The sequence below is a fragment of the uncultured Pluralibacter sp. genome (genome assembly GCF_913775985.1).
GTDB lineage: Bacteria > Pseudomonadota > Gammaproteobacteria > Enterobacterales > Enterobacteriaceae > Pluralibacter.
Genome location: NZ_CAJYMB010000150.1, coordinates 139,809 through 161,866 on the forward strand (window position 1 = coordinate 139,809; position 22,058 = coordinate 161,866).

At 57.9% G+C, this 22,058-nt stretch carries 21 protein-coding genes; 16 read left to right on the forward strand and 5 right to left on the reverse strand.

Features of this window, described 5'->3' with window-relative positions:
* Positions 1–208 precede the first annotated feature (208 nt).
* From phoB to proY, 4 genes are all read left to right on the forward strand, one after another.
* Positions 209–898 carry a phosphate response regulator transcription factor PhoB gene (phoB, locus tag QZ766_RS21055; protein WP_297206870.1) on the forward strand — a complete coding sequence of 230 codons (690 nt, stop codon included), beginning with the start codon at positions 209–211 and terminating at the stop codon, positions 896–898.
* 22 nt (positions 899–920) lie between these two features.
* Positions 921–2,201 carry a phosphate regulon sensor histidine kinase PhoR gene (phoR, locus tag QZ766_RS21060; RefSeq protein WP_297206872.1) on the forward strand — a complete coding sequence of 427 codons (1,281 nt, stop codon included), beginning with the start codon at positions 921–923 and terminating at the stop codon, positions 2,199–2,201.
* A 413-nt stretch (positions 2,202–2,614) separates the two neighbouring features.
* Entirely contained in the window at positions 2,615–3,934 is a 1,320-nt protein-coding gene (brnQ, locus tag QZ766_RS21065) for a branched-chain amino acid transporter carrier protein BrnQ (RefSeq protein ID WP_297206873.1), read from the forward strand.
* 83 nt (positions 3,935–4,017) lie between these two features.
* Positions 4,018–5,382, forward strand: a complete 1,365-nt coding sequence (gene proY, locus QZ766_RS21070; protein WP_297206875.1) for a proline-specific permease ProY — start codon at positions 4,018–4,020, stop codon at positions 5,380–5,382.
* 35 nt (positions 5,383–5,417) lie between these two features.
* Here the strand turns inward: proY and QZ766_RS21075 are convergent, their stop codons facing one another.
* Positions 5,418–6,509: a porin gene (locus QZ766_RS21075; RefSeq protein ID WP_297207252.1), complete on the reverse strand. Its 1,092-nt coding sequence runs from the start codon at positions 6,507–6,509 to the stop codon at positions 5,418–5,420.
* Positions 6,510–7,119: 610 nt separating this feature from the next.
* Between QZ766_RS21075 and QZ766_RS21080 the strand changes: the two genes are divergently transcribed.
* Together QZ766_RS21080 and QZ766_RS21085 are read left to right on the forward strand one after the other, a co-directional pair.
* The gene (locus tag QZ766_RS21080; protein ID WP_297206878.1) at positions 7,120–8,439 is read left to right on the forward strand and encodes an MFS transporter; all 1,320 of its coding nucleotides are present in this window, start codon (positions 7,120–7,122) and stop codon (positions 8,437–8,439) included.
* Positions 8,436–9,227, forward strand: a complete 792-nt coding sequence (locus QZ766_RS21085; protein WP_297206880.1) for a substrate-binding domain-containing protein — start codon at positions 8,436–8,438, stop codon at positions 9,225–9,227. The genes QZ766_RS21080 and QZ766_RS21085 overlap by 4 nt, the downstream gene beginning before the upstream one ends.
* Here the strand turns inward: QZ766_RS21085 and QZ766_RS21090 are convergent.
* Complete coding sequence (locus QZ766_RS21090; RefSeq protein WP_297206882.1) at positions 9,199–10,101, reverse strand: LysR family transcriptional regulator; 903 nt, start codon at positions 10,099–10,101, stop codon at positions 9,199–9,201. The genes QZ766_RS21085 and QZ766_RS21090 overlap by 29 nt on opposite strands.
* Positions 10,102–10,275: 174 nt before the next feature.
* Between QZ766_RS21090 and malZ the strand changes: the two genes are divergently transcribed.
* The 3 genes from malZ to QZ766_RS21105 all read left to right on the forward strand — a co-directional run bounded on the left by malZ (position 10,276) and on the right by QZ766_RS21105 (position 12,874).
* Positions 10,276–12,093, forward strand: coding sequence for a maltodextrin glucosidase (gene malZ / locus QZ766_RS21095; protein ID WP_297206884.1), 1,818 nt, complete (start codon positions 10,276–10,278; stop codon positions 12,091–12,093).
* Between the two features lie 194 nt (positions 12,094–12,287).
* Positions 12,288–12,410: a hypothetical protein gene (locus QZ766_RS21100; protein WP_297206885.1), complete on the forward strand. Its 123-nt coding sequence runs from the start codon at positions 12,288–12,290 to the stop codon at positions 12,408–12,410.
* A 137-nt stretch (positions 12,411–12,547) separates the two neighbouring features.
* On the forward strand, positions 12,548–12,874 hold the full coding sequence (locus QZ766_RS21105; RefSeq protein WP_297206887.1) for a hypothetical protein: 327 nt from the start codon (positions 12,548–12,550) through the stop codon (positions 12,872–12,874).
* Between the two features lie 59 nt (positions 12,875–12,933).
* On the opposite strand, the gene QZ766_RS21110 is transcribed toward QZ766_RS21105, so the two are convergent.
* Both QZ766_RS21110 and acpH read right to left on the reverse strand, forming a co-directional pair.
* Positions 12,934–13,536 (reverse strand): peroxiredoxin C, encoded by a 603-nt coding sequence (locus QZ766_RS21110; protein ID WP_297206890.1) that lies wholly within the window; start codon positions 13,534–13,536, stop codon positions 12,934–12,936.
* Positions 13,537–13,708: 172 nt separating this feature from the next.
* Positions 13,709–14,290 carry an ACP phosphodiesterase gene (gene acpH / locus QZ766_RS21115; protein WP_297206892.1) on the reverse strand — a complete coding sequence of 194 codons (582 nt, stop codon included), beginning with the start codon at positions 14,288–14,290 and terminating at the stop codon, positions 13,709–13,711.
* 90 nt (positions 14,291–14,380) lie between these two features.
* Here acpH and queA point away from each other — a divergent pair, with 90 nt between their 5' ends.
* The 7 genes from queA to QZ766_RS21150 all read left to right on the forward strand — a co-directional run bounded on the left by queA (position 14,381) and on the right by QZ766_RS21150 (position 21,062).
* Positions 14,381–15,451 carry a tRNA preQ1(34) S-adenosylmethionine ribosyltransferase-isomerase QueA gene (gene queA / locus QZ766_RS21120; RefSeq protein WP_297206893.1) on the forward strand — a complete coding sequence of 357 codons (1,071 nt, stop codon included), beginning with the start codon at positions 14,381–14,383 and terminating at the stop codon, positions 15,449–15,451.
* A gap of 53 nt (positions 15,452–15,504) precedes the next feature.
* The gene (tgt, locus tag QZ766_RS21125; protein ID WP_297206895.1) at positions 15,505–16,632 is read left to right on the forward strand and encodes a tRNA guanosine(34) transglycosylase Tgt; all 1,128 of its coding nucleotides are present in this window, start codon (positions 15,505–15,507) and stop codon (positions 16,630–16,632) included.
* A gap of 22 nt (positions 16,633–16,654) precedes the next feature.
* Positions 16,655–16,987, forward strand: coding sequence for a preprotein translocase subunit YajC (yajC, locus tag QZ766_RS21130; protein WP_297206898.1), 333 nt, complete (start codon positions 16,655–16,657; stop codon positions 16,985–16,987).
* A 27-nt stretch (positions 16,988–17,014) separates the two neighbouring features.
* On the forward strand, positions 17,015–18,862 hold the full coding sequence (gene secD, locus QZ766_RS21135) for a protein translocase subunit SecD (RefSeq protein ID WP_297206901.1): 1,848 nt from the start codon (positions 17,015–17,017) through the stop codon (positions 18,860–18,862).
* A 10-nt stretch (positions 18,863–18,872) separates the two neighbouring features.
* Positions 18,873–19,844, forward strand: a complete 972-nt coding sequence (secF, locus tag QZ766_RS21140; protein WP_297206904.1) for a protein translocase subunit SecF — start codon at positions 18,873–18,875, stop codon at positions 19,842–19,844.
* A gap of 141 nt (positions 19,845–19,985) precedes the next feature.
* On the forward strand, positions 19,986–20,351 hold the full coding sequence (locus QZ766_RS21145) for a VOC family protein (protein ID WP_297206907.1): 366 nt from the start codon (positions 19,986–19,988) through the stop codon (positions 20,349–20,351).
* A 15-nt stretch (positions 20,352–20,366) separates the two neighbouring features.
* A complete protein-coding gene (locus QZ766_RS21150) occupies positions 20,367–21,062 on the forward strand; it encodes a YafY family protein (protein ID WP_297206909.1) in 696 nt (231 codons plus the stop codon).
* Positions 21,063–21,110: 48 nt separating this feature from the next.
* Here the strand turns inward: QZ766_RS21150 and QZ766_RS21155 are convergent, their stop codons facing one another.
* A complete protein-coding gene (locus QZ766_RS21155; RefSeq protein ID WP_297206911.1) occupies positions 21,111–22,004 on the reverse strand; it encodes a nucleoside-specific channel-forming protein Tsx in 894 nt (297 codons plus the stop codon).
* Positions 22,005–22,058 lie beyond the last annotated feature (54 nt).

Below are 22,058 nucleotides of genomic sequence, written 5' to 3' on the forward strand. Positions count from 1 at the left end.
CCATTATATACCGGTCGCCCTTCAGGCTGCATGTGTGCTGGCCGGATTGGTTCATATCGCTGGCGGCAGCGCCCCTTATTTTAGGGGCAGAGGCGATTTATCCCGCCGGTGCCAATCATTGAGCAGACAAGGTCTTCATAAATGTGTCATAAAAGTGACGCATAATGGCCACGCCTCACTTTTATGTAACATATCAATGGGACTCCTCATGGCGAGACGTATTCTGGTGGTGGAAGATGAAGCACCGATCCGCGAAATGGTGTGCTTTGTGCTGGAGCAAAACGGTTTTCAGCCGATAGAAGCGGAAGATTATGACAGCGCCGTGAATCAGCTAAACGAACCCTGGCCGGATCTGATCCTGCTTGACTGGATGCTGCCGGGCGGTTCCGGTTTACATTTTATTAAGCACCTCAAGCGCGAGGCGATGACCCGCGATATTCCGGTGGTGATGCTCACCGCCCGCGGTGAAGAAGAGGACCGGGTGCGCGGCCTGGAAACCGGCGCCGACGACTATGTCACCAAGCCTTTTTCGCCGAAAGAGCTGGTGGCGCGGATTAAGGCGGTGATGAGACGCATCTCGCCGATGGCGGTGGAGGAGGTGATTGAGATCCAGGGCCTCAGCCTCGATCCCACCTCGCACCGGGTAATGACCGGCGAAAATCCGCTGGATATGGGCCCGACAGAGTTTCGGCTGCTGCACTTCTTTATGACGCATCCCGAGCGGGTTTACAGCCGCGAGCAGCTGCTGAATAACGTCTGGGGCACTAACGTGTACGTTGAGGACCGCACGGTAGATGTTCATATCCGCCGCCTGCGCAAGGCGCTGGAGCACAGCGGCCACGACCGGATGGTGCAGACCGTGCGCGGCACGGGCTACCGCTTCTCGGCCCGATTCTAAAAACTGACTGGAGTGTGCCCGCGTGCTTGAACGGCTGTCGTGGAAAAGACTGGTTTTTGAGCTGATCCTCTGTTGTATTCCCGCCCTGATCCTCGGGCTCATCTTCGGCTGGCTGCCGTGGTTTTTGCTGCTAACCGTCACCGGGCTGCTGGCCTGGCACTTCTGGAACCTGATGCGCCTCTCCTGGTGGCTGTGGGTTGACCGCAGCATGACGCCGCCTCCCGGTCGCGGCAGCTGGGAGCCGCTGCTGTACGGCCTGCACCAGATGCAGATGCGCAATAAAAAGCGCCGCCGGGAGCTGGGCGGGCTTATCAAGCGCTTTCGCAGCGGCGCGGAGTCGCTGCCGGATGCGGTGGTGTTGACCACCGGCGAGGGCGCAATTTTCTGGTGCAACGGGCTGGCCCAGCAGCTGCTCAGCCTGCGCTGGCCTGACGATAACGGCCAGAACATCCTTAACCTGCTGCGCTACCCCGAGCTGGCGCGCTACCTCAGCGATCGCGACTTCAGCAAGCCGCTCAATCTGGTGCTTAACAGCGGCCGCCACCTGGAGCTGCGGATCATGCCCTACAGCAAAAAGCAGCTGCTAATGGTGGCCCGGGATGTGACCCAGATGCACCAGCTGGAGGGCGCGCGCCGCAACTTTTTCGCCAACGTCAGCCACGAACTGCGCACGCCGCTCACTGTCCTGAAGGGCTATCTGGAGATGATGCCGGAGCTGGAGAACGGCGCGCAGGATAAAGCGCTGCACACCATGCGCGAGCAGACACAGCGCATGGAGGGACTGGTCAATCAGCTGCTGACCCTGTCGCGTATTGAAGCCGGGGCGCAGTCGCAGCTCAATGAAGTGATTGACGTGCCGATGATGCTGCGGGTCGTTGAGCAGGAGGCGCGGGCCCTGAGCCACGACCGGCACAGGCTGCAGTTTGAGGTCGCCGAAGGGCTGAGAGTGCGCGGCAGTGACGAACAGCTGCGTAGCGCTATCTCCAATCTGGTGTATAACGCCGTGAACCACACGCCGGACGGCACCGCCATTGTGGTGCGCTGGCAGCAGACGCCCGACGGGGCGCTGTTCAGCGTTGAGGATGACGGTCCGGGTATCGCCCCGGAGCATATCCCGCGCCTCACCGAGCGCTTCTACCGGGTCGACAAGGCGCGATCCCGCCAGACCGGCGGCAGCGGGCTGGGGCTGGCGATTGTTAAACACGCGGTCAGCCACCACGAAAGCCAGTTGCAAATAGAGAGCACTCCCGGGATCCGTACCTGCTTTCGCTTTGTGCTGCCGGAAAGGTTGATTGTCGATTAGGCACTTTGCAACCGCGCCTGTAAGGCTAACTTGACGAAAAACGGCGGCGTCGGTTTTCGGCGCTAACAGTAAAAACCACTGGGCGATTATCGAACGCCTGATGCTTTTTTGTTCGAATTATTCGCCATAAGTTTTTCTTCTGGCTGGTTAATAACGCCTTGCCGATTCTAATTCTTAGCATATTCATCTGGTTTTACGATCCCGTGTTGCTTTGAAACGTTATAAGCGTTTAAATTGCCCCCCATGCAGCCATATAAAATCTGCATATGCGTGATTAACCCAATAACAATTCTTTTCACGCCAGGAACCAAAGCATTTAATGCTTAATCATTACGCCATTGCGATGACTCAGCGAGATAAAGAGCCACGCGACGTTTTTCTTCAACACCACATCCACAGGCAGTAAAGCGTTTATGACCCATCAGTTGAAATCGCGCGACATCATCGCTCTGGGCTTTATGACCTTTGCGTTGTTCGTTGGCGCCGGCAATATCATTTTTCCTCCTATGGTTGGCCTACAGGCGGGCGAGCACGTCTGGACCGCAGCGTTTGGCTTTCTGATCACCGCCGTGGGCCTGCCGGTACTCACCGTTATCGCGCTGGCGAAAGTCGGCGGCGGCGTTGATACCCTCAGCACGCCTATCGGTAAAGTCGCCGGCGTGCTGCTGGCGGTGGTGTGCTACCTGACCGTAGGCCCGCTGTTCGCGACCCCGCGCACTGCTACCGTTTCCTTCGAGATGGGCATTGCGCCGCTGACCGGCGACGGCTGGCAGCCGCTGATGGTGTACAGCATTATCTATTTCGCGCTGGTGATCCTGGTGTCGCTCTATCCGGGCAAGCTGCTCGACACTGTCGGCAACTTCCTCGCGCCGCTGAAAATTCTGGCCCTGACCGTACTGTCGGTGGCGGCTATTATGTGGCCGGCGGGCACCATCAGCCACGCGCTGGAGGCCTACCAGACCGCGTCATTTTCTAACGGCTTCGTCAACGGCTATCTGACGATGGATACCCTCGGCGCGATGGTGTTCGGGATCGTTATCGTCAACGCCGCCCGCTCCCGCGGCGTTACCGAGTCGCGTCTGCTGACCCGTTACACCATTTGGGCCGGGCTGATGGCCGGCGTCGGCCTGACGCTGCTCTATCTGGCGCTGTTCCGCCTCGGTTCCGACAGCGGATCGCTTATCGACCAGAATGCTAACGGCGCGGCGATCCTCCACGCTTACGTTCAGCACACCTTCGGCGGGGCGGGCAGCTTCATGCTGGCGGCGCTGATCTTCATTGCCTGCATGGTAACGGCGGTTGGCCTGACCACGGCATGCGCGGAGTTTTTCTCCCAGTATCTGCCGCTCTCCTACCGCTCGCTGGTATTTATCCTCGGCCTGTTCTCTATGGTTGTCTCGAACCTCGGACTGAGCCACCTGATTCAGGTCTCCATTCCGGTGCTGACGGCCATTTACCCGCCGTGCATTGTGCTGGTGCTGCTGAGCTTTACCCGCGGCTGGTGGCACAGTGCCGCCCGGGTGATTGCCCCGGCGATGTTCATTAGCCTGGTATTTGGCCTGATGGACGGTGTTAAAGCCTCCCCGTTCGCTGATATACTGCCGCGCTGGACCGCCCACATGCCGCTGTCATCCCAGGGGCTGGCGTGGCTGATGCCGACGCTGATTGCCGCGGTGCTGGCCATTGTCTGGGATAAAGCTGCGGGACGTCAGGTTACTTCAAACGCGCATTAATTCACGCGCACGGCGTTTTTAACCACGGGGCCAGCGGGCCCCGTGGTTTTGTTTTTTGTATGGCACGGGAAAGACGTTAACTAATGGAAACGACAAATAAGCTCAAGCGCGGCCTGAGCGCGCGCCACATTCGCTTTATGGCGCTGGGCTCCGCGATCGGAACGGGGCTGTTTTACGGTTCGGCGGACGCCATTCGCATGGCTGGTCCCAGCGTGCTGCTGGCCTACATTATCGGTGGCGCAGTAGCGTATATCATCATGCGCGCGCTGGGCGAAATGTCGGTGCACAATCCATCAGCCAGCTCCTTTTCACGCTATGCCCAGGACAACCTCGGGCCGCTGGCGGGCTACATTACCGGCTGGACTTACTGCTTTGAAATTCTGATCGTCGCCATCGCCGACGTCACGGCGTTCGGCATCTATATGGGCGTCTGGTTTCCGACGGTGCCGCACTGGATTTGGGTGCTGAGCGTGGTGCTGCTGATTTGCGCCATTAACCTGATGAGCGTCAAGGTGTTCGGCGAGCTGGAGTTCTGGTTCTCCTTTTTCAAAGTGGCCACCATCATCATCATGATTGTGGCGGGCTTCGGCATCATCATCTGGGGGATCGGCAATGGCGGGCAGCCGACGGGCATTCATAATCTCTGGAGCAACGGCGGCTTCTTCAGTAACGGCTGGCTGGGGATGGTGATGTCGCTACAGATGGTGATGTTCGCCTACGGCGGGATTGAGATTATCGGCATCACCGCCGGCGAGGCGAAAGATCCCGAGAAGTCTATTCCGCGGGCAATTAACTCGGTGCCGATGCGCATTCTGGTGTTCTATGTCGGCACACTGTTTGTGATCATGTCTATCTATCCGTGGAATCAGGTCGGTACCGCCGGTAGCCCGTTCGTGCTGACGTTCCAGCACCTGGGGATCACCTTTGCCGCCAGCATTCTTAATTTCGTGGTGCTGACCGCCTCGCTGTCGGCGATTAACTCCGACGTGTTCGGCGTGGGTCGCATGCTGCACGGTATGGCGGAGCAGGGCAGCGCGCCGAAGATGTTCGCCAAAACCTCTCGCCGCGGCATTCCGTGGGTGACGGTCGTGGTGATGACCGTGGCGCTGCTGCTGGCGGTTTACCTTAACTACATCATGCCGGAAAACGTCTTCCTGGTGATTGCGTCGCTGGCCACCTTCGCCACGGTGTGGGTATGGATAATGATCCTGCTGTCGCAGATTGCCTTCCGCCGCCGTCTGCCCCCGGAAGAGGCGAAGGCACTGAAGTTCAAAGTGCCCGGTGGCGTTGCAACTACGACTGTCGGCCTGCTGTTCCTGGTGTTTATCATCGCTCTGATTGGCTGGCATCCGGATACCCGCATCTCCCTGTACGTGGGCATTGCGTGGATTGCGCTGCTGCTGCTGGGCTGGTGGATTAAAGGGCGACGCGCGACTCTGGCACGCTAGGTACCTGCCCGCGGTTGCGGGCAGGCGGTCACGACTTAGAAATCGTAGAAGAAGGTCATCCAGGTGCTGTCCGCTTCTTTATCGGTAGTGGTGGCGATGGTGCGTTCGATGTATACCGACAGGCGTTTGGTGATGGTGGTGCCGGCGCCGAGGTACACGTGATTGCTGTGGAAGTTCTCATCGCTTTTCAGCCGCAGCGTATCCGCCGCGATATACGGCTGAATGGCTTTCAGGAACGGCTTCTCGATATTAAAGGTGTAGCCGCCGAACGCTTCCAGCCCGTAGCCGCTGCCGGCAAAGTAGTGATCGACGCTGCGCTCCCGGGTGGAGGGCACGAAGTCCCGGTAGTAGCTGGCGGTGCTGGTGAGATACCAGTTGCCCGGCTGCCAGGTCAGGGCGGTACCGGAGATTTGCTGCTGGGATTTTTTCTCTTCCGGTTCGCGCTTAATGGTGGCTTCGGTATTGCTGAACGCCGCGCTCCAGGTCAGCACTGGCGTAATCGCGTAGTCGAACCCGAGCCCGCCGCCGTGGTTACGGCGGTAGTCGTAGCCCGATCCATCGTGGTAGTCATCCTCCGGCAGCAGGTAGTTGGCGTACAGCGTCACCGGGCCAAAGGTGTTTTTATACATAATGCTGTTTTTAGGGCGGTTAGCGCCGTCATAGTCGCCCTGAATACCGATCCCCGTAGCACCTGCATGACCATCGTTGTCCCACACGTCGCTTTTCAGCCCGATAACCGAGTAGTACAGCCCGTACTGGTGTCCGTAAGTTAAAGTACCGTAGCGATCATCCTTGATCCCGCCGTACAGCTTGCGCTGGCGATCGCGATCGCCGCCTGGCTGGTAGTTGCCGTGCATTCCCAGCGCGTGGGCGAAATCGATCCCCCATTCGTATTGTCCGAAAACGGAAGTATGTTCGCTCAGGGCGTAATCGGTATTAAAACGCAGACGCGAGCCGCCGTCGTGGCCGCGGCTGTAGTATTTATTTGGATTGGGACCATTAGTCCAGATCCATTCTGGTCGGATACTGCCGCCAACGCTGAAACTGAGCGGGGAAAGCAGCGAGTCTCCTTTTTTATTTTGTTCCAGTAAGGTTATTTCTGCATGGGCGATGGTGGGGGCGAGCATAGCGAACAAGCTGCTATAAATAGCAGGCAGGTATAATTTTTTCATTGCATCCCTCGTGATTGCGATTATGTTTATTTATATTTATCAGTGTGTTGTGATTATATTTTTTGTAGGTTCGGCATCGTTGTTCAAATGAATATTTGAGATAAGTAATCCCAAATAAATAGAATTAAATGCACTCTTATTTTTTAAGAGAGTAAATGGAACTGTTCCGATTATTAAAACCATTAAATGTAAATAAATGTATGTAAATGTATTATTTTTGTTTTTATTGCCTGTAAAATAAGCACAAGTAATGATATTGAAATATTTTTGCAGGCGTAGTTAGAATGGCTATATTAAATAGCTTGCTAATAATGTTTAAGCTAATAAATATTGCAAGTATTATTAATCCGTTAATGAAATGCGGGCGGACTCACAGAATATTGTCAGCGCGCTATCGCCACCGGCGGTGGCAAAACCCCGATATATCACTGGTTTTACGCTAATCAATGTGCGTGGCGCATTAATGGTTGCGCGAAATGCACTTATGCAGGCGGCGGCAATCGGTCATTCTCGTGTTTACAAAATGGTTAATTAAATTGACGTTTCTTGTAAACACGGAGGCGATATGCCTGAAGCTGCTACTGTATCCACGTTCCGCGCGAAGGCGCTGGCCATCCTGAGGGTCACTTCAGGCAATTTTCTTGAGCAATTTGACTTCTTTCTTTTTGGCTTTTACGCCACCTATATTGCCCACGCTTTCTTCCCGTCGGAGAACGAGTTCGCTTCGCTGATGATGACCTTTGCGGTGTTTGGCGCCGGATTCCTGATGCGCCCCATCGGCGCGGTAGTGCTCGGAGCGTGGATCGATAAAGTCGGCCGCCGCCGGGGGCTTATCGCCACGCTGTCAATCATGGCGCTGGGCACCTTTATGATTGTGCTGGTACCGGACTACAGCGTTATCGGCCTGTGGGCGCCGGCGCTGGTGCTGATCGGACGCCTGCTGCAGGGGTTCTCCGCCGGAGCGGAGCTGGGCGGCGTATCCGTCTATCTGTCGGAAATTGCCACGCCCGGCAAAAAGGGCTTTTACACCAGCTGGCAGTCCGGCAGCCAGCAGGTTTCCATTATGGTTGCCGCGCTGCTCGGCTTTATTCTCAATCAGGCAATGGACGAGTCCGCCCTGCGCGACTGGGGATGGCGCATTCCGTTCCTCGTTGGCTGCCTGATTGTGCCGTTTATCTTCATGCTGCGCCGCCATTTGGCTGAAACTGAAGACTTCGAGAAGCGTGCCCGGCACCTGCCGTTTAGTGAGGTGCTCAAAACCCTGGGGGCGAACTGGCGGGTAGTTGTCGCCGGAATGCTGATGGTAGCGATGACCACCACCACCTTCTACTTAATTACCGTTTACGCGCCCACCTTCGGCAAGAAGGTGCTGCTGCTGAGCGCCTCGGATAGCCTGCTGGTGACGCTGCTGGTGGCGGTATCTAACTTTATCTGGCTGCCCATCGGCGGGATGATATCTGACCGTATTGGCCGCAAGCCGGTGCTGGTGGCGATGACGCTGCTGGGCATTCTGACCACCTGGCCGGCCCTGAGCCTGCTTGCCGGGGCGCCCGGCTTCGGCATGATGCTCGGCGTACTGCTGTGGCTGTCGTTCATCTACGGCATTTATAACGGCGCGATGATCCCGGCGCTTACCGAAATTATGCCCGTCCAGGTGCGGGTGGCCGGATTCTCGCTGGCCTACAGCCTGGCTACGGCGCTGTTCGGCGGATTTACCCCGGCGGTCTCGACGGCGCTGATTCAGTACACCGGCGATAAAGCCGCGCCGGGCTACTGGATGAGCTTTGCCGCAACCTGCGCTCTGCTGGCGACCCTTTACCTCTATCGCCGCGCTTCCGCGAACGACTGGAGCAGCCGCGCCCAGATGGCGAAGGGCAAAGCATGACGCGCCCTTTAACGCGTGCCGCCGCGCTGCTGCTGGCCATCGGTTTCCTGTCCTGCGCCCGGGCGCAGGAGATAACGGTGATGATCTCCGGCGGTTTTTCGGCGGCGCTGGATAGCCTGGCACCGGCCTATGAGCGCGAGACCGGCAACACGCTCAACATCATTCACGGCCCGTCAATGGGCAACTCCCCCGAGGCGATCCCCCGGCGGCTGGCCGACGGACAGAAGGCGGACGCGGCGATTATGGTGGGCTATGCGCTGGATAAGCTGGTCGAGCAGGGGGCGATGGCGCCGGGAAGCCGCACGGAGCTTGCGGACTCGCGCATCGGCGCGGTGGTGCGCAGCGGTGCGCCCGCTCCGGATATCAGTACGGTACCCAGGCTGCGGGCCGCGCTGCTGCAGGCGAAGAGCATTGCCTATTCCGACAGTGCCAGCGGCCGCTATGTGGAGTCCCGGCTGTTTACCACTCTCGGCATTGAGGCGCAGGTAAAAGGCAAAGCGAAGATGATTGAAAAGACGCCGGTGGCTTCTGCCGTTGCCGGCGGGAAATATCAAATCGGTTTTCAGCAGGTGAGCGAGCTGCTGCCGGTCAAAGGCGCACATTTTATTGGCCGCATTCCCGAGCAGGTGCAGTACGTGACCCGCTTTGCCGGGGCGGTAGTTAAAGGTGCTGCCCACCAGAGCGAGGCCCGTCAGCTGCTGGCGTGGCTCGCCTCGCCCGCCGCCCAGGCCAGCGTCAAGCGCAGCGGACTCGATCCCGTTACGGCTGCTGCGGATACATCCCGATAATCAGCTGCTCCAGCTCGTCGGCCAGCGGCGTTAGTGCCCTGGCCGCTCGCTTAATCAGCCCGACCTGCCGCTTGACCACCGGCTCTACCAGCGGGCGCTGCACCAGTAGCGGGTGACCTGCCGCCGGCAGTGCCATTGAAGGTACGGCGGCAATTCCCAGTCCCGCTTCCACCATCCCCATCATTGTGGTCACGTGCTGCGTCTCGCATACCGCCTGCTGGCGCACCGCCACGCCGCCCAGCGCCTTGTCCATCAGGTGGCGGTTACCGGAAGATTTGTTCAGCCAGATGTACTCTTCGTTAAAAAAATCCTCCCAGCGGACGGTTTTCTGCCGGGCGAGCGGATGTTCGGGGCGGCAGATCATCTGGTAGGTTTCATCTACCAGCGGGCGAAAGGTGATATCTGCTTCGCCGTCGGCGAGAAAGCTGAGGCCGAAATCGGCTTTATTGTCCCGCACTGCCGCGTAAACGCTGCCCGCGCTGGTATCGAGGACCCGCAAGCGCGCCTGGGGGAAGCGGGCGCGAAATTGGGCGATGGCCCGGGGCATAAAGTAGTAAGCCGCCGAGGGCACGCAGGCGACGGTGACGATGCCGCTTCCCCACACCGCGCGGTCGCTGACGCCGGTCAGGGCGTCTTCGACGTTGCTGAGCAGGGCGCGGGCGCGGGGCGCGAAGGTTCTTCCCACCTGAGTGAGCGTGACCCGGCGCGTCGTTCTGTCAAACAGCCTGACCCCGAGCGCCGACTCCAGCTTTTCAATGCGCCGGCTGAGGGCGGACTGCGAAATGCAGATCGCTTCCGCCGCGTGGCGAAAGCTGCCGTGCTCGCACAGGGCGGTAAAGGCGTACAGATCCTGAAGATCGAAATTGGGCAGCATGGGCTCATCTTTAACATTTACGTAACCACGCAGTGTAGCGCAAAGGCCGGACAATAAAAAAGCGCCGCGCGTTCTCCTCCCCCGGCATCCTCCCCGCAATAGCGTTCCCGATGATGAGTGCTATTTTCCGCCGCTGTGGCATGGTGGAGGGATATTAAACAGGAGGAGACTGTAATGCTGCACGCCTGGCATCTTCCGGTCGCACCGTTTGTCGCCCAGCGGCAGGGGCGGCTGATGATTACGATCTGGACCCGCGGTGACGCCCCGCCGCAGCGGGTGATCCTGCGGGCGGAAGAGGATAACGAAGAGATTTCGCTGCCGATGCGCCGCCTGCGGCGCGCCCCGGCACCGGGTATCAGCGCCTGGCGGGCGGCAATTGATATTAGCCGCGGCCAGCCGCGCCGCCGCTACAGTTTTAAGCTGCTGTGGCCCGACCGCCAGCGCTGGTTCACGCCGCAGGGGTTTAGCGACTTTCCTCCGGCGCGGCTGGAGCAGTTTGCCGTTGACGCCCCCGACGGCGGTCCGGCATGGGTGGCAGATCAGGTGTTCTACCAGATATTCCCCGATCGCTTTGCCCGCGGCGCCAGGCGAATGCCGGAGCAGGATCGGGTCTACTACCACCACGCCGCCGGGCAGGATATTGTGCTGCGCGGCTGGAATGAGCCGGTTACCGCCGAGGCGGGAGGCTCTACCTTTTACGGCGGCGATCTGGACGGCATTTGCGAAAAGCTGCCGTACCTGAAATCCCTCGGCGTTACCGCGCTGTACCTCAACCCGGTGTTTGTCGCGCCCAGCGTGCACAAATACGATACCGAAGACTACCGGCGGGTGGATCCGCAGTTTGGCGGCGACGGCGCGCTGCTGCGCCTGCGCCAGCATACCCGCCGCGCGGGGATCCGCATGATCCTCGACGGCGTATTTAATCACAGCGGCGACTCCCACGGCTGGTTCGACCGCCACCGGCGCGGCGCGGACGGCGCCAGCTATAGCCCCGATTCACCCTGGCGCAGCTGGTACAGCTTTTCGCCCGAGGGCGCGGCGCTGGACTGGATGGGCTACGCCAGCCTGCCCAAGCTCGACTTCCGAGCCGAAGCGCTGATTGATGAAATTTACCGCGGCGAGCAGAGCATCGTGCGCCACTGGCTGAAAGCGCCCTGGAGCATGGACGGCTGGCGGCTGGACGTGGTGCACATGCTCGGCGAGGCGGGCGGGGCCAAAAACAATCTCCGCCACGTGACCGGCATTACGCTGGCGGCGAAAGAGACACAGCCCGAGGCTTTTATTCTCGGCGAGCACTTCGGCGACGCGCGCCAGTGGCTGCAGGCGGATGCCGAAGACGCGGCGATGAACTATCGCGGTTTCACCTTCCCGCTGTGGGGCTTCCTCGCCAATACCGATATCTCTTACGATCCGCAGTATATCGACGCCCGCACCTGCGCCGCGTGGATGGACAACTATCGCGCCGGGCTCTCCCACCAGCAGCAGCTGCGGATGTTTAACCAGCTCGACAGCCACGACACCGCCCGCTTCAAAACCCTGCTCGGCCGCGATGTGGCCCGCCTGCCGCTGGCGGTGGTGTGGCTGTTCACCTGGCCCGGCGTGCCCTGCATCTATTACGGTGATGAGGTGGGGCTCGACGGCGGCAACGATCCGTTCTGCCGCAAACCCTTTCCGTGGAACGCCGGGCAGCAGGACGGCGCGCTGCTGGCGCTCTATCAGCGGATGGCGGCGCTGCGCCACCGGTGCGAAGCCCTGCGCCGGGGCGGATGCCAGGTGATTTACGCCGAGGATAACGTGATGGTGTTCGTCAGAGTACTGAAGCAGCATCGGGTGCTGGTTGCGCTCAACCGTGGTGACGCCTGTGAAGTGGTGCTGCCGGACTCGCCCCTGCTGTACGGCAGCACCTGGCAGTTGCGCGAAGGGCAGGGCGCCCTGCAGGATGCGGTGCTGATGCTGCCGGCGGCCGGGGCCTGCGTGTGGACCAATGAATAGCGCCAGCCGTTAATTCAGCGATGAAGCAAAGAACTTTTATCCGGGCATAAATTGGGGCGCGCGGTTAATTGCTGGTATCCGCGGCGCTCCCGTCTCGCAGGCATTTCATCTTCAATGTAATCAATTTGTCATTATCTCACCGTTAACTGTTTTATATCGCGGACTTCCCTCACCAGTTTAGGGTTTATTCTGAAGTGCAGAGCACGAAGTGGAAAAGCTGGCTGGTGTGGGCCATATTGATAGTGGGCGTTCTGCTGCTGGCGGGTATGGCCTGGCGGCTCTGGCGGGAAATCAGAAGCGGTCAGCTGCCCCGATAAGTAGCAAGAGGGGCCACTGCGGCGCAGCTTTTTTTGCGGCGGGCGCGAAAGTTTAAGAAAACGGTAAGAAACGACGGGCACAATGACTTAAGAGATTCAGTAAATCCATGAAAGATTCTTGCGAGAGGAGATGCCGCATGACGACGTATACGACCTTTTCACTTGAGAGCAACGAGCTTTTGCTGGCGATTTCTGAAGATGCTGCATATCAACTACGTCAGCTGGCCGACAGCCAGCTTGAAGACGATGCATTTTCAATGACTTCCCACTACGGGAAGGGCATTCAGATATCGGCCACGCACTCGATTACCGAGGTGGCGAGCAGCGCATCGGTTGCCATTGAAACGCTGCTGGACGAGCTGCGCAAAACCCAGGAGCAGGTGATCCGCCAGGCGGCAAGGCTGGAAGAGATGGATTATCTGCTGGGGCTGAAATCCCGCGATGAGTTTTTAAAAGTAGGCTGAAATAAAAGAACCCCACGCGGGCGTGGGGTTCAGATTTAGTACTGATGTCGCGGGAGCGATTACAGCTTAGACGCGTTATCAGTCAGATATTTGGCAACACCTTCCGGCGAGGCATTCATGCCTGCCTGACCTTTTTCCCACTGCGCAGGGCACACTTCGCCGTGCTCTTCAGTGAACTGCAGCGCATCAACCATGCGCAGCATTTCGTCAATGTTGCGGCCCAGGCCCAGATCGTTAACCACCTGGTGACGCACGATGCCTTTAGCATCAATCAGGAAAGAACCGCGCAGGGCAACGCCCTCGTCCGGATGCTCAATGCCGTAGGCTTTTTGAATTTCGCGCTTGGTATCGGCAACCATTGCGTATTTCACGTGGCCAATACCGCCGTTGTCTACCGGCGTGTTGCGCCATGCGTTGTGCACGAACTCGGAGTCGAAAGAGATACCAACCACTTCAACGCCGCGCTTCTGGAACTCTTCGTAGCGGTGGTCGAAAGCGATAAGCTCTGACGGGCACACGAAGGTGAAGTCCATCGGCCAGAAGAACACAACGGTAGGTTTGCCGCTGGTGTGCTGTTTGAAGTTGAAGTTATCAACGATTTCACCACTGCCGAGAACGGCAGCAGCCGTAAAATCCGGAGCCGGACGCGTAACCAGAACCATGAGGTTCTCCTCTGAAATTGAACGGTGATTAAAAATGCAACGTGGGCCAGTATAGGCCGAGTTGTGGGTAACACAAAGAGGGAAGGGCAATTAGTTAGAAAGGTTTTGCCTATCAGAATGTGTATTAACTGCTTATCATCTTAACCGTATAGCCGACGCGCGCAAGGACTTTTTACAGCTCGCGGGCGCTGGCCTGATTCATCATCCGCGGATAAAACTCCCAGAAAAGCAGCTCCAGCGCGTCGTAGTGGGCGCTAAGATCCTGCCAGGAGTCCCGCAGCGCGTCGAGCCGCGGGCGGCGGGTAGCCATCCGACTGAGCACGTTTTGAATAAAATCCATTTCGCGGTAGCGCTCCAGCCATCGCTCGGACCACAGATGATCATTAAGATCGATAAAATGGGGCGGCGCGTCCGGCAGGATTGTACCCACCTGCTGCTGAGCATACTGGATGAAATCGCCGAGCGGCAGCTCCGGGGAGAGCGCGGCCCAGTGGCGGGAGAGAAAATGATCCCACATCACGTCCAGCGTAATGGGCGCGACGCGCCGGGTCTCCGGGCGAAACCAGCCGAGCGCCGTTTTAACCTGCGGCAGCCGGTCGGTGAGTACGTCGATGCGCCGGTGCATATGAATTCCCGCCACGACGTCGGCCGGATAGTGCTCCTCGGGGTTGCCGCGTACGAAGTCGGCCAGCAGGTTGCCCGCCAGAGAGCTGTCGGCGAGATAGGCCAGGTGGAGATGCGCGAGGAAATTCATCGGTATTGGTATCCTGATACGGCTAATTGTTGCAGCAAAGAGGTGTGAGCACTAGACTAAGCCGCCTGTTTTAAGTCACGAGTGTATGTCATGCGCGTTGCCGATTTCTCCTTTGAACTACCCGATTCCCTTATTGCCCACTATCCGCAGCCGGAACGCAGCAGCTGCCGCCTGCTGTCGCTGGACGGGCCAACGGGCGCGCTGACGCACGGTACTTTCACCGATCTGCTCGACAAGCTCAACCCCGGAGACCTGCTGGTCTTTAATAATACCCGGGTGATCCCGGCGCGCCTGTTTGGCCGGAAAGCCAGCGGCGGCAAGATAGAAGTGCTGGTCGAGAGAATGCTCGATGATAAGCGCATTCTGGCGCATATCCGCGCCTCTAAAGCGCCGAAGCCGGGTGCCGAGCTGCTGCTAGGCGATGATGAAAGCATTAATGCCACTATGCTGGCGCGCCACGATGCGCTGTTCGAAGTGCAGTTTAACGACGAGCGCAGCGTGCTGGATATTCTTAATGCCATTGGCCATATGCCGCTGCCGCCATATATCGACCGGCCGGATGAAGATGCCGACCGCGAATTATACCAGACCGTTTATAGCCAGCGCCCCGGCGCGGTCGCCGCGCCTACCGCGGGCCTGCACTTCGACGAGCCGATGCTCGCGCGCCTGCGCGAGAAGGGCATCGGAATGGCGTTTGTTACTCTGCACGTTGGCGCGGGCACTTTCCAGCCGGTGCGGGTAGACAGCATTGAAGACCACATCATGCACTCCGAATACGCCGAAGTGCCGCAGGAAGTAGTGGACGCAGTGCTGGCGGCGAAAGCGCGCGGCAACCGCGTGGTCGCGGTGGGCACCACCTCGGTACGCTCGCTGGAAAGCGCGGCCCAGGCGGCGAAAGACGCCACCATCGCGCCGTTTTTCGGCGATACGCAAATCTTTATCTATCCCGGCTATCAGTACCAGGTGATTGACGCCCTGGTCACCAATTTCCACCTGCCGGAATCCACGCTGATTATGCTGGTGTCGGCGTTTGCCGGATACCAGCACACCATGAACGCCTATAAGTCTGCGGTAGAACAAAAATATCGGTTTTTTAGCTACGGGGATGCCATGTTCATCACGTACAATCCGGCGGCAATTTGTGAGCGCGTCGGGGAGTAGGTCCGCGGCGCAGTGTTTGGACGTCAGACTGTTTTTCTGACGCAGGAGTTAAAATGAAATTCGAACTGGATACCACCGACGGACGCGCCCGCCGCGGACGGCTGGTGTTTGAGCGCGGCGTTGTGGAAACCCCCGCGTTTATGCCCGTGGGCACTTACGGCACCGTAAAAGGCATGACGCCGGAAGAAGTTGAAGCCACCGGCGCGCAGATTATTCTCGGCAACACCTTCCACCTGTGGCTGCGTCCCGGCCAGGAAATTATGAAGCTGCACGGCGACCTGCACGACTTTATGCAGTGGAAAGGGCCGATTCTTACCGATTCCGGCGGTTTTCAGGTTTTCAGCCTCGGGGATATCCGCAAGATCACCGAGCAGGGCGTTCACTTCCGCAATCCGATCAACGGCGACCCGATTTTTCTCGATCCGGAAAAGTCGATGGAGATCCAGTACGATCTCGGCTCCGACATCGTGATGATCTTCGACGAATGCACGCCGTACCCGGCAGACTGGGATTACGCCAAGCGTTCGATGGAGATGTCCCTGCGCTGGGCGAAGCGCAGCCGCGACCGCTTTGACGGCCTCGGCAACAAAAATGCGCTGTTCGGTATTATTCAGGGCAGCGTTTACGAAGATTTACGCGATATCTCCGTCAAAGGTCTGGTGGAGATAGGCTTTGATGGCTACGCTGTCGGCGGTTTGGCGGTGGGTGAGCCGAAAGAGGACATGCACCGGATCCTCGAGCACGTTTGTCCGCAGATCCCGGCCGATAAACCGCGCTATCTGATGGGCGTCGGCAAGCCGGAAGATCTGGTTGAGGGCGTGCGCCGCGGCATTGATATGTTTGACTGCGTGATGCCAACCCGCAATGCCCGCAACGGCCACCTGTTCGTGACCGATGGCGTAGTAAAAATCCGTAACGCGAAGTACAAAAGCGACACCGCGCCGCTGGATGCCGAGTGCGATTGCTACACCTGTCGCCACTATTCCCGGGCTTATTTGCATCATCTTGACCGCTGCAATGAGATTCTGGGCGCGAGACTCAACACAATTCATAACCTTCGCTACTACCAGCGCTTAATGGCTGGTTTACGCAAGGCTATCGAAGAGGGTAGATTAGAGGGCTTCGTAACGGAGTTTTACCAACGTCAGGGTCGCCCTGTTCCGCCGTTAAACGTTGATTAATTTTAATAATGAGGGAATTTGAATGAGCTTTTTTATTTCTGACGCGATCGCCGCTCCAGCTGCTGGCGGGCAGAGCAGCCCGATGTCACTGATCCTGATGCTGGTGGTTTTCGGTCTGATTTTTTACTTCATGATCCTGCGCCCGCAGCAGAAACGTACTAAAGAACATAAAAAACTGATGGACTCCATTGCTAAAGGCGATGAAGTGCTGACAAGCGGTGGCCTGGTAGGTCGCGTGACCAAAGTAGCGGAAACTGGCTACGTGGCTATCGCCCTGAACGACACCACCGAAGTGGTTATCAAACGTGACTTCGTAGCCGCCGTTCTGCCGAAAGGCACCATGAAGGCGCTGTAATCTTCCGTTTTCCCAAAGGGAACTGCCGTGTTAAACCGTTATCCTTTGTGGAAGTACATTATGCTGGTCGTCGTGATTCTCGTCGGCCTGCTCTACGCACTTCCCAACCTGTATGGTGAGGATCCGGCTGTTCAAATCACTGGCGTGCGCGGCGTCGCCGCCAGTGAGCAAACGCTGATCCAGGTCCAGAACACTTTAAAAGAAGAAAAAATTACCGCTAAGTCTGTGGCACTGGAAGAGGGCGCAATCCTTGCTCGCTTCAGCTCCACCGATGTTCAGCTGCGCGCCCGCGAAGCGCTGGTCAGTCAGCTGGGGGACAAATTCGTCGTAGCGTTAAACCTTGCGCCTGCAACGCCACGCTGGCTGGCGGCGATGAACGCTGAGCCTATGAAGCTCGGCCTCGATCTCCGCGGCGGCGTTCACTTCCTGATGGAAGTGGATATGGACACTGCACTTGGCAAACTCCAGGAACAGAATATTGATAGCCTGCGCAGCGACCTGCGTGAGAAAGGCATTCCGTATACGACTGTACGCAAAGAAGCCAACTACGGTCTGAGCATCACCTTCCGCGACGAAACCGCGCGTAAGCAGGCGCTGGATTATCTGGTGCCGCGCCATCGCGATCTGGTTATCTCCGGCTCCGGCAGCAATCAGCTGCGGGCGGTCATGAGCGACGAGCGTCTGAAAGAGGCGCGCGAATATGCCGTTCAGCAAAACATCAACATTCTGCGTAACCGCGTTAACCAGCTGGGCGTCGCCGAGCCGGTGGTGCAGCGTCAGGGTGCCGATCGTATTGTTGTTGAGCTGCCGGGTATTCAGGATACCGCGCGCGCGAAAGAGATTCTGGGCGCGACAGCAACGCTTGAATTCCGTCTGGTGAACACCAGTGTGGATCCTTCCGCTATTTCTTCCGGCCGCGTGCCTGGCGATACCGAAGTGAAGCAGACCCGCGAAGGTCAGCCGGTTGCGCTCTATAAGCGCGTGATCCTCACCGGGGACCACATTACCGACTCTACCTCCAGCCAGGATGAGTACAACCAGCCTCAGGTGAATATCTCGCTGGACAGCTCGGGCGGTAACATCATGTCTAACTTCACCAAGGACAACATCGGCAAGCCGATGGCGACCCTGTTTGTGGAGTACAAGGACAGCGGCAAGAAAGACGCTAACGGCCGCGCGGTTCTGGTGAAGCAGGAAGAGGTGATTAACATCGCCAATATCCAGTCTCGCCTTGGTAACAGCTTCCGTATCACCGGTATCGGCAATCCGAACGAAGCCCGCCAGCTCTCCCTGCTGCTGCGCGCCGGGGCGCTGATTGCGCCAATTCAGATTGTGGAAGAGCGTACGATTGGTCCAACCCTGGGTATGCAGAATATCAAGCAGGGCCTGGAAGCGTGTCTGGCGGGTCTGGGTATCTCTATCCTGTTCATGATCTTCTTCTATAAGAAGTTTGGTCTGATCGCGACGGGGGCACTGCTGGCTAACCTGGTGCTGATTGTGGGCGTGATGTCGCTGCTGCCAGGGGCAACTCTCAGCATGCCGGGTATCGCGGGGATCGTGTTGAGCCTTGCGGTGGCGGTGGATGCGAACGTGCTGATCAACGAGCGTATCAAAGAAGAGATAAGCAACGGCCGCAGCATTCAGCAGTCCATTGATGAGGGCTATCGTGGCGCGTTCAGCTCCATCTTTGATGCGAACATCACCACGCTTATCAAAGTTATCATCCTGTATGCAGTGGGTACTGGCGCCATCAAAGGCTTTGCCATTACTACCGGTATCGGTGTGGCGACCTCCATGTTTACCGCGATCGTCGGCACCCGTGCCATCGTAAACCTGTTGTACGGCGGCAAACGCATCAACAAGCTGTCTATCTGAGGAGTGCGCTGTGGCACAGGAATATAGTGTTGAACAATTGAACCACGGCCGTAAAGTCTATGACTTTATGCGCTGGGACTACTGGGCTTTCGGGATCTCCGGTCTGCTGCTGCTGCTGTCAATTATCGTGATTGGCGTGCGCGGCTTTAACTGGGGGCTCGATTTTACCGGCGGTACCGTTATTGAAATAACCCTGGAGAAACCGGCCGATCTCGATCAGATGCGCCTGTCGCTGGAGAAAGCGGGCTTTGAAGAGCCGCAGCTGCAGAACTTCGGCAGCAGCCACGACATAATGGTGCGCATGCCGCCGGCGAAAAGCGAAAGCGGCAGCCAGGAGATGGGCAGCAAGGTGCTGAACGTCATCAATGAGTCCACCAGCCAGCACGCTGCGGTTAAGCGTATTGAGTTTGTGGGGCCAAGCGTCGGCGCCGATCTGGCGACCAGCGGGGCAATGGCGCTGATTGCGGCGCTGATCTCGATTCTGGTGTACGTTGGTTTTCGCTTCGAGTGGCGACTGGCGGCGGGGGTGGTTATCGCCCTCGCGCACGATGTCATCATCACCATGGGCGTGCTGTCGCTGTTCAGTATTGAGATTGACCTGACGATTGTCGCGTCGCTGATGTCTGTTATCGGCTACTCGCTGAACGACAGTATCGTGGTCTCGGACCGTATTCGTGAAAACTTCCGCAAGATCCGTCGCGGAACGCCTTACGAAATCTTCAACGTCTCCCTGACCCAGACGCTGCATCGTACCTTGATCACGTCAGGTACAACCTTAATGGTTATCCTGATGCTGTATCTCTTCGGCGGCCCGGTGCTGGAAGGCTTCTCGCTGACCATGCTTATCGGCGTCACCATTGGTACCGGCTCGTCTATCTACGTGGCTTCCGCGCTGGCGCTGAAGCTCGGCATGAAGCGCGAGCATCTGCTGCAGCAGAAGGTAGAAAAAGAGGGGGCGGATCAGCCTTCTATTCTGCCGTAAGCGAAGACTGCACTAAGAATAAAAATCCCGATCTGATGGTCGGGATTTTTTTTTGCCTGCCGCTCAATACTACTGACAGTATGCTGTCAGTAGCCCCGGCATACACTCCTGATTAACCCAAACAGAGTGTCAGGAGGATGTATGAAAAGTATTATTAACTGGTTTGAGATCCCGGTAGCCAATATGGAGCGCGCCATCGCGTTTTATGAGCCGGTTTTTCAGGTGTCGCTGCGGCGTGAAACAGCAGATGCGATGGAGTTGGCCGTTTTTCCATATGACGAGCAGGCTACCGGCGGCGCGCTGGCAAAATTCGATGGTATTGTGCCGTCCCATCACGGGGCGATTATCTATCTGCATACTGACAACCTTGCCGCAACGCTCGCCCGGGTCGCAGCAGCCGGAGGAGAATGTGTGTTCGGCCCGCTGGTGCTGGAGCAGGACATTGGGACTATTGCGCTATTCACTGATAGTGAAGGCAACCGCCTTGGGCTACATCAGCCCGCGTAAAGATAAAGGATAATCATGACCCGACGCGCCGACCGCTTGTTTCAGATTGTACAGATCCTGCGCGGCAGGCGGCTGACAACGGCGGCGCAGCTGGCTGAACGGCTGTCTGTTTCCGAACGTACGATCTATCGTGATATCCGCGATCTGTCACTTTCCGGAGTACCGGTTGAAGGCGAGACGGGTATCGGGTATCGCCTGATGGCGGGTTTTGATCTGCCGCCGCTGATGCTGACCAGGCATGAGTCTGAGGCGCTTGTGGTCGCCATGCGCCTGCTGAAAACCTGGGGTGGTGAAAGACTTTCAAAGGAACTGGAGTCTGCTCAGGAGAAAATACTGGCCATTTTACCGGAGGAGATCCGCCGTAGGGCGGAGCAGGCGCGGGTTTTTGCCCCCAATATCGGCACGCAGCCGCATTCGCGCAGCACCTTTGATGTTATTCATCATGCGGTATCCGCGCAAAGGATCTTAGCGCTGCACTATCGGGACGAGGCGGGGCATCTTTCCAGTCGGGAAGTACAGCCGCTGGGGCTTTTCTTTTGGGGCGAGCACTGGCTGCTGGTGGCCTGGTGCGAGCGCCGAATTGACTATCGCTGCTTTCGCCTCGACCGCTGCCTGAATGTCATCCCTCTGGAGAGATATTTTCAGGAGTCAGCGGAGCGATCCCTCAGCCACTTTTTACGACAGGTTCGCGGTGCGAACAAAGAGCCATAAAGATAAAAAAGCCGATCGAACGATCGGCTTTTTTATATGCTCAGTTTATCAGAAGTTGTAACCCACGATCGCGTAGCCGCCCCAGCCGGTGGTGCGGGCGCTGAAGTCGCCGCTGCCGAAGTTCAGGCTGGCGTCGTCGCGCCACTGTCCGCCGTTGTGCCAGTAGCGGGCCACCAGTGCGTAGTGCCAGTGGTCGTAGTTGAGCGACAGAATGTGCGTGGAGGTGATGGAATTGTCGGTGCGCGCCTTGCGGCCGTTGCCGTCGCGGAAATCTTTATTATCGAGATCGGAACCCCAGTCAAAGTTGGTGAAGCCGATGTAGCCCAGCTGGCCGCCCCACAGCGGGGTAATAGGCACAAAGTATTTCACCTTGAAGCGGTAGCCGTCCCACTCGTTTTCGTTAGCCGCGCCGTAGTTCTGCCACTGGTATTTAGCATACACGTTCAGGGACAGGCTCATCGGCAGGCCGGTATCAACGTCGGTCCCCAGACCCATATACCAGGTGCTCTGGCGGCCATCTTTATTGCGGCCCATATCGTAGATGTAGTTATTGGCAAAGTACCACTCTTTGAACGGACCAAAGTCGAGGCTGGTGTTGGTCAGCTTATCAATGGAGAAGCGCGGTTCGATTTCCATAAACAGCGGCGAACCGTGGTTCCAGATCCCTTTTGCGTCGGTGTTACCGCCGAAGAACACCGGGGCATCCATATAGCCGTAGAAATCAAACCAGTCTTTTTTGGCAAAGGCTTCATATTCGAGGTAAGTATCGTTGCGGATCTGCGGCCCGAAGCGCGTGTGGTAGCTGCCAACGACGTTAACACTCTGGTGCCACCAGTCGGAGAGATAGTACGGCGCGTCGGCTTTTGCTGCGTCGGCAGCGCCTGCGGTAAAAGAGGTTGAAAGCGCCAGCGCGGCGCCGGCTGCAAGAAGCGTTTTTTTCATGTTTTTGCCACTGTTAAAAGTCACGACGGGGCGTGAAAGAACTTACAAACGCGT

What these genes read in the sequence shown, in the direction of transcription:
- queA (WP_297206893.1), top strand. Translation starts at nt 14,381, where the DNA reads ATGCGCGTTGCCGATTTCTCCTTTGAACTACCCGATTCCCTTATTGCC.
- QZ766_RS21110 (WP_297206890.1), bottom strand. Translation starts at nt 13,536, where the DNA reads ATGGTTCTGGTTACGCGTCCGGCTCCGGATTTTACGGCTGCTGCCGTT.
- acpH (WP_297206892.1), bottom strand. Translation starts at nt 14,290, where the DNA reads ATGAATTTCCTCGCGCATCTCCACCTGGCCTATCTCGCCGACAGCTCT.
- phoB (WP_297206870.1), top strand. Translation starts at nt 209, where the DNA reads ATGGCGAGACGTATTCTGGTGGTGGAAGATGAAGCACCGATCCGCGAA.
- QZ766_RS21155 (WP_297206911.1), bottom strand. Translation starts at nt 22,004, where the DNA reads ATGAAAAAAACGCTTCTTGCAGCCGGCGCCGCGCTGGCGCTTTCAACC.
- QZ766_RS21150 (WP_297206909.1), top strand. Translation starts at nt 20,367, where the DNA reads ATGACCCGACGCGCCGACCGCTTGTTTCAGATTGTACAGATCCTGCGC.
- proY (WP_297206875.1), top strand. Translation starts at nt 4,018, where the DNA reads ATGGAAACGACAAATAAGCTCAAGCGCGGCCTGAGCGCGCGCCACATT.
- malZ (WP_297206884.1), top strand. Translation starts at nt 10,276, where the DNA reads ATGCTGCACGCCTGGCATCTTCCGGTCGCACCGTTTGTCGCCCAGCGG.
- QZ766_RS21145 (WP_297206907.1), top strand. Translation starts at nt 19,986, where the DNA reads ATGAAAAGTATTATTAACTGGTTTGAGATCCCGGTAGCCAATATGGAG.
- brnQ (WP_297206873.1), top strand. Translation starts at nt 2,615, where the DNA reads ATGACCCATCAGTTGAAATCGCGCGACATCATCGCTCTGGGCTTTATG.
- QZ766_RS21080 (WP_297206878.1), top strand. Translation starts at nt 7,120, where the DNA reads ATGCCTGAAGCTGCTACTGTATCCACGTTCCGCGCGAAGGCGCTGGCC.
- tgt (WP_297206895.1), top strand. Translation starts at nt 15,505, where the DNA reads ATGAAATTCGAACTGGATACCACCGACGGACGCGCCCGCCGCGGACGG.
- yajC (WP_297206898.1), top strand. Translation starts at nt 16,655, where the DNA reads ATGAGCTTTTTTATTTCTGACGCGATCGCCGCTCCAGCTGCTGGCGGG.
- QZ766_RS21090 (WP_297206882.1), bottom strand. Translation starts at nt 10,101, where the DNA reads ATGCTGCCCAATTTCGATCTTCAGGATCTGTACGCCTTTACCGCCCTG.
- QZ766_RS21105 (WP_297206887.1), top strand. Translation starts at nt 12,548, where the DNA reads ATGACGACGTATACGACCTTTTCACTTGAGAGCAACGAGCTTTTGCTG.
- QZ766_RS21075 (WP_297207252.1), bottom strand. Translation starts at nt 6,509, where the DNA reads ATGCTCGCCCCCACCATCGCCCATGCAGAAATAACCTTACTGGAACAA.
- QZ766_RS21085 (WP_297206880.1), top strand. Translation starts at nt 8,436, where the DNA reads ATGACGCGCCCTTTAACGCGTGCCGCCGCGCTGCTGCTGGCCATCGGT.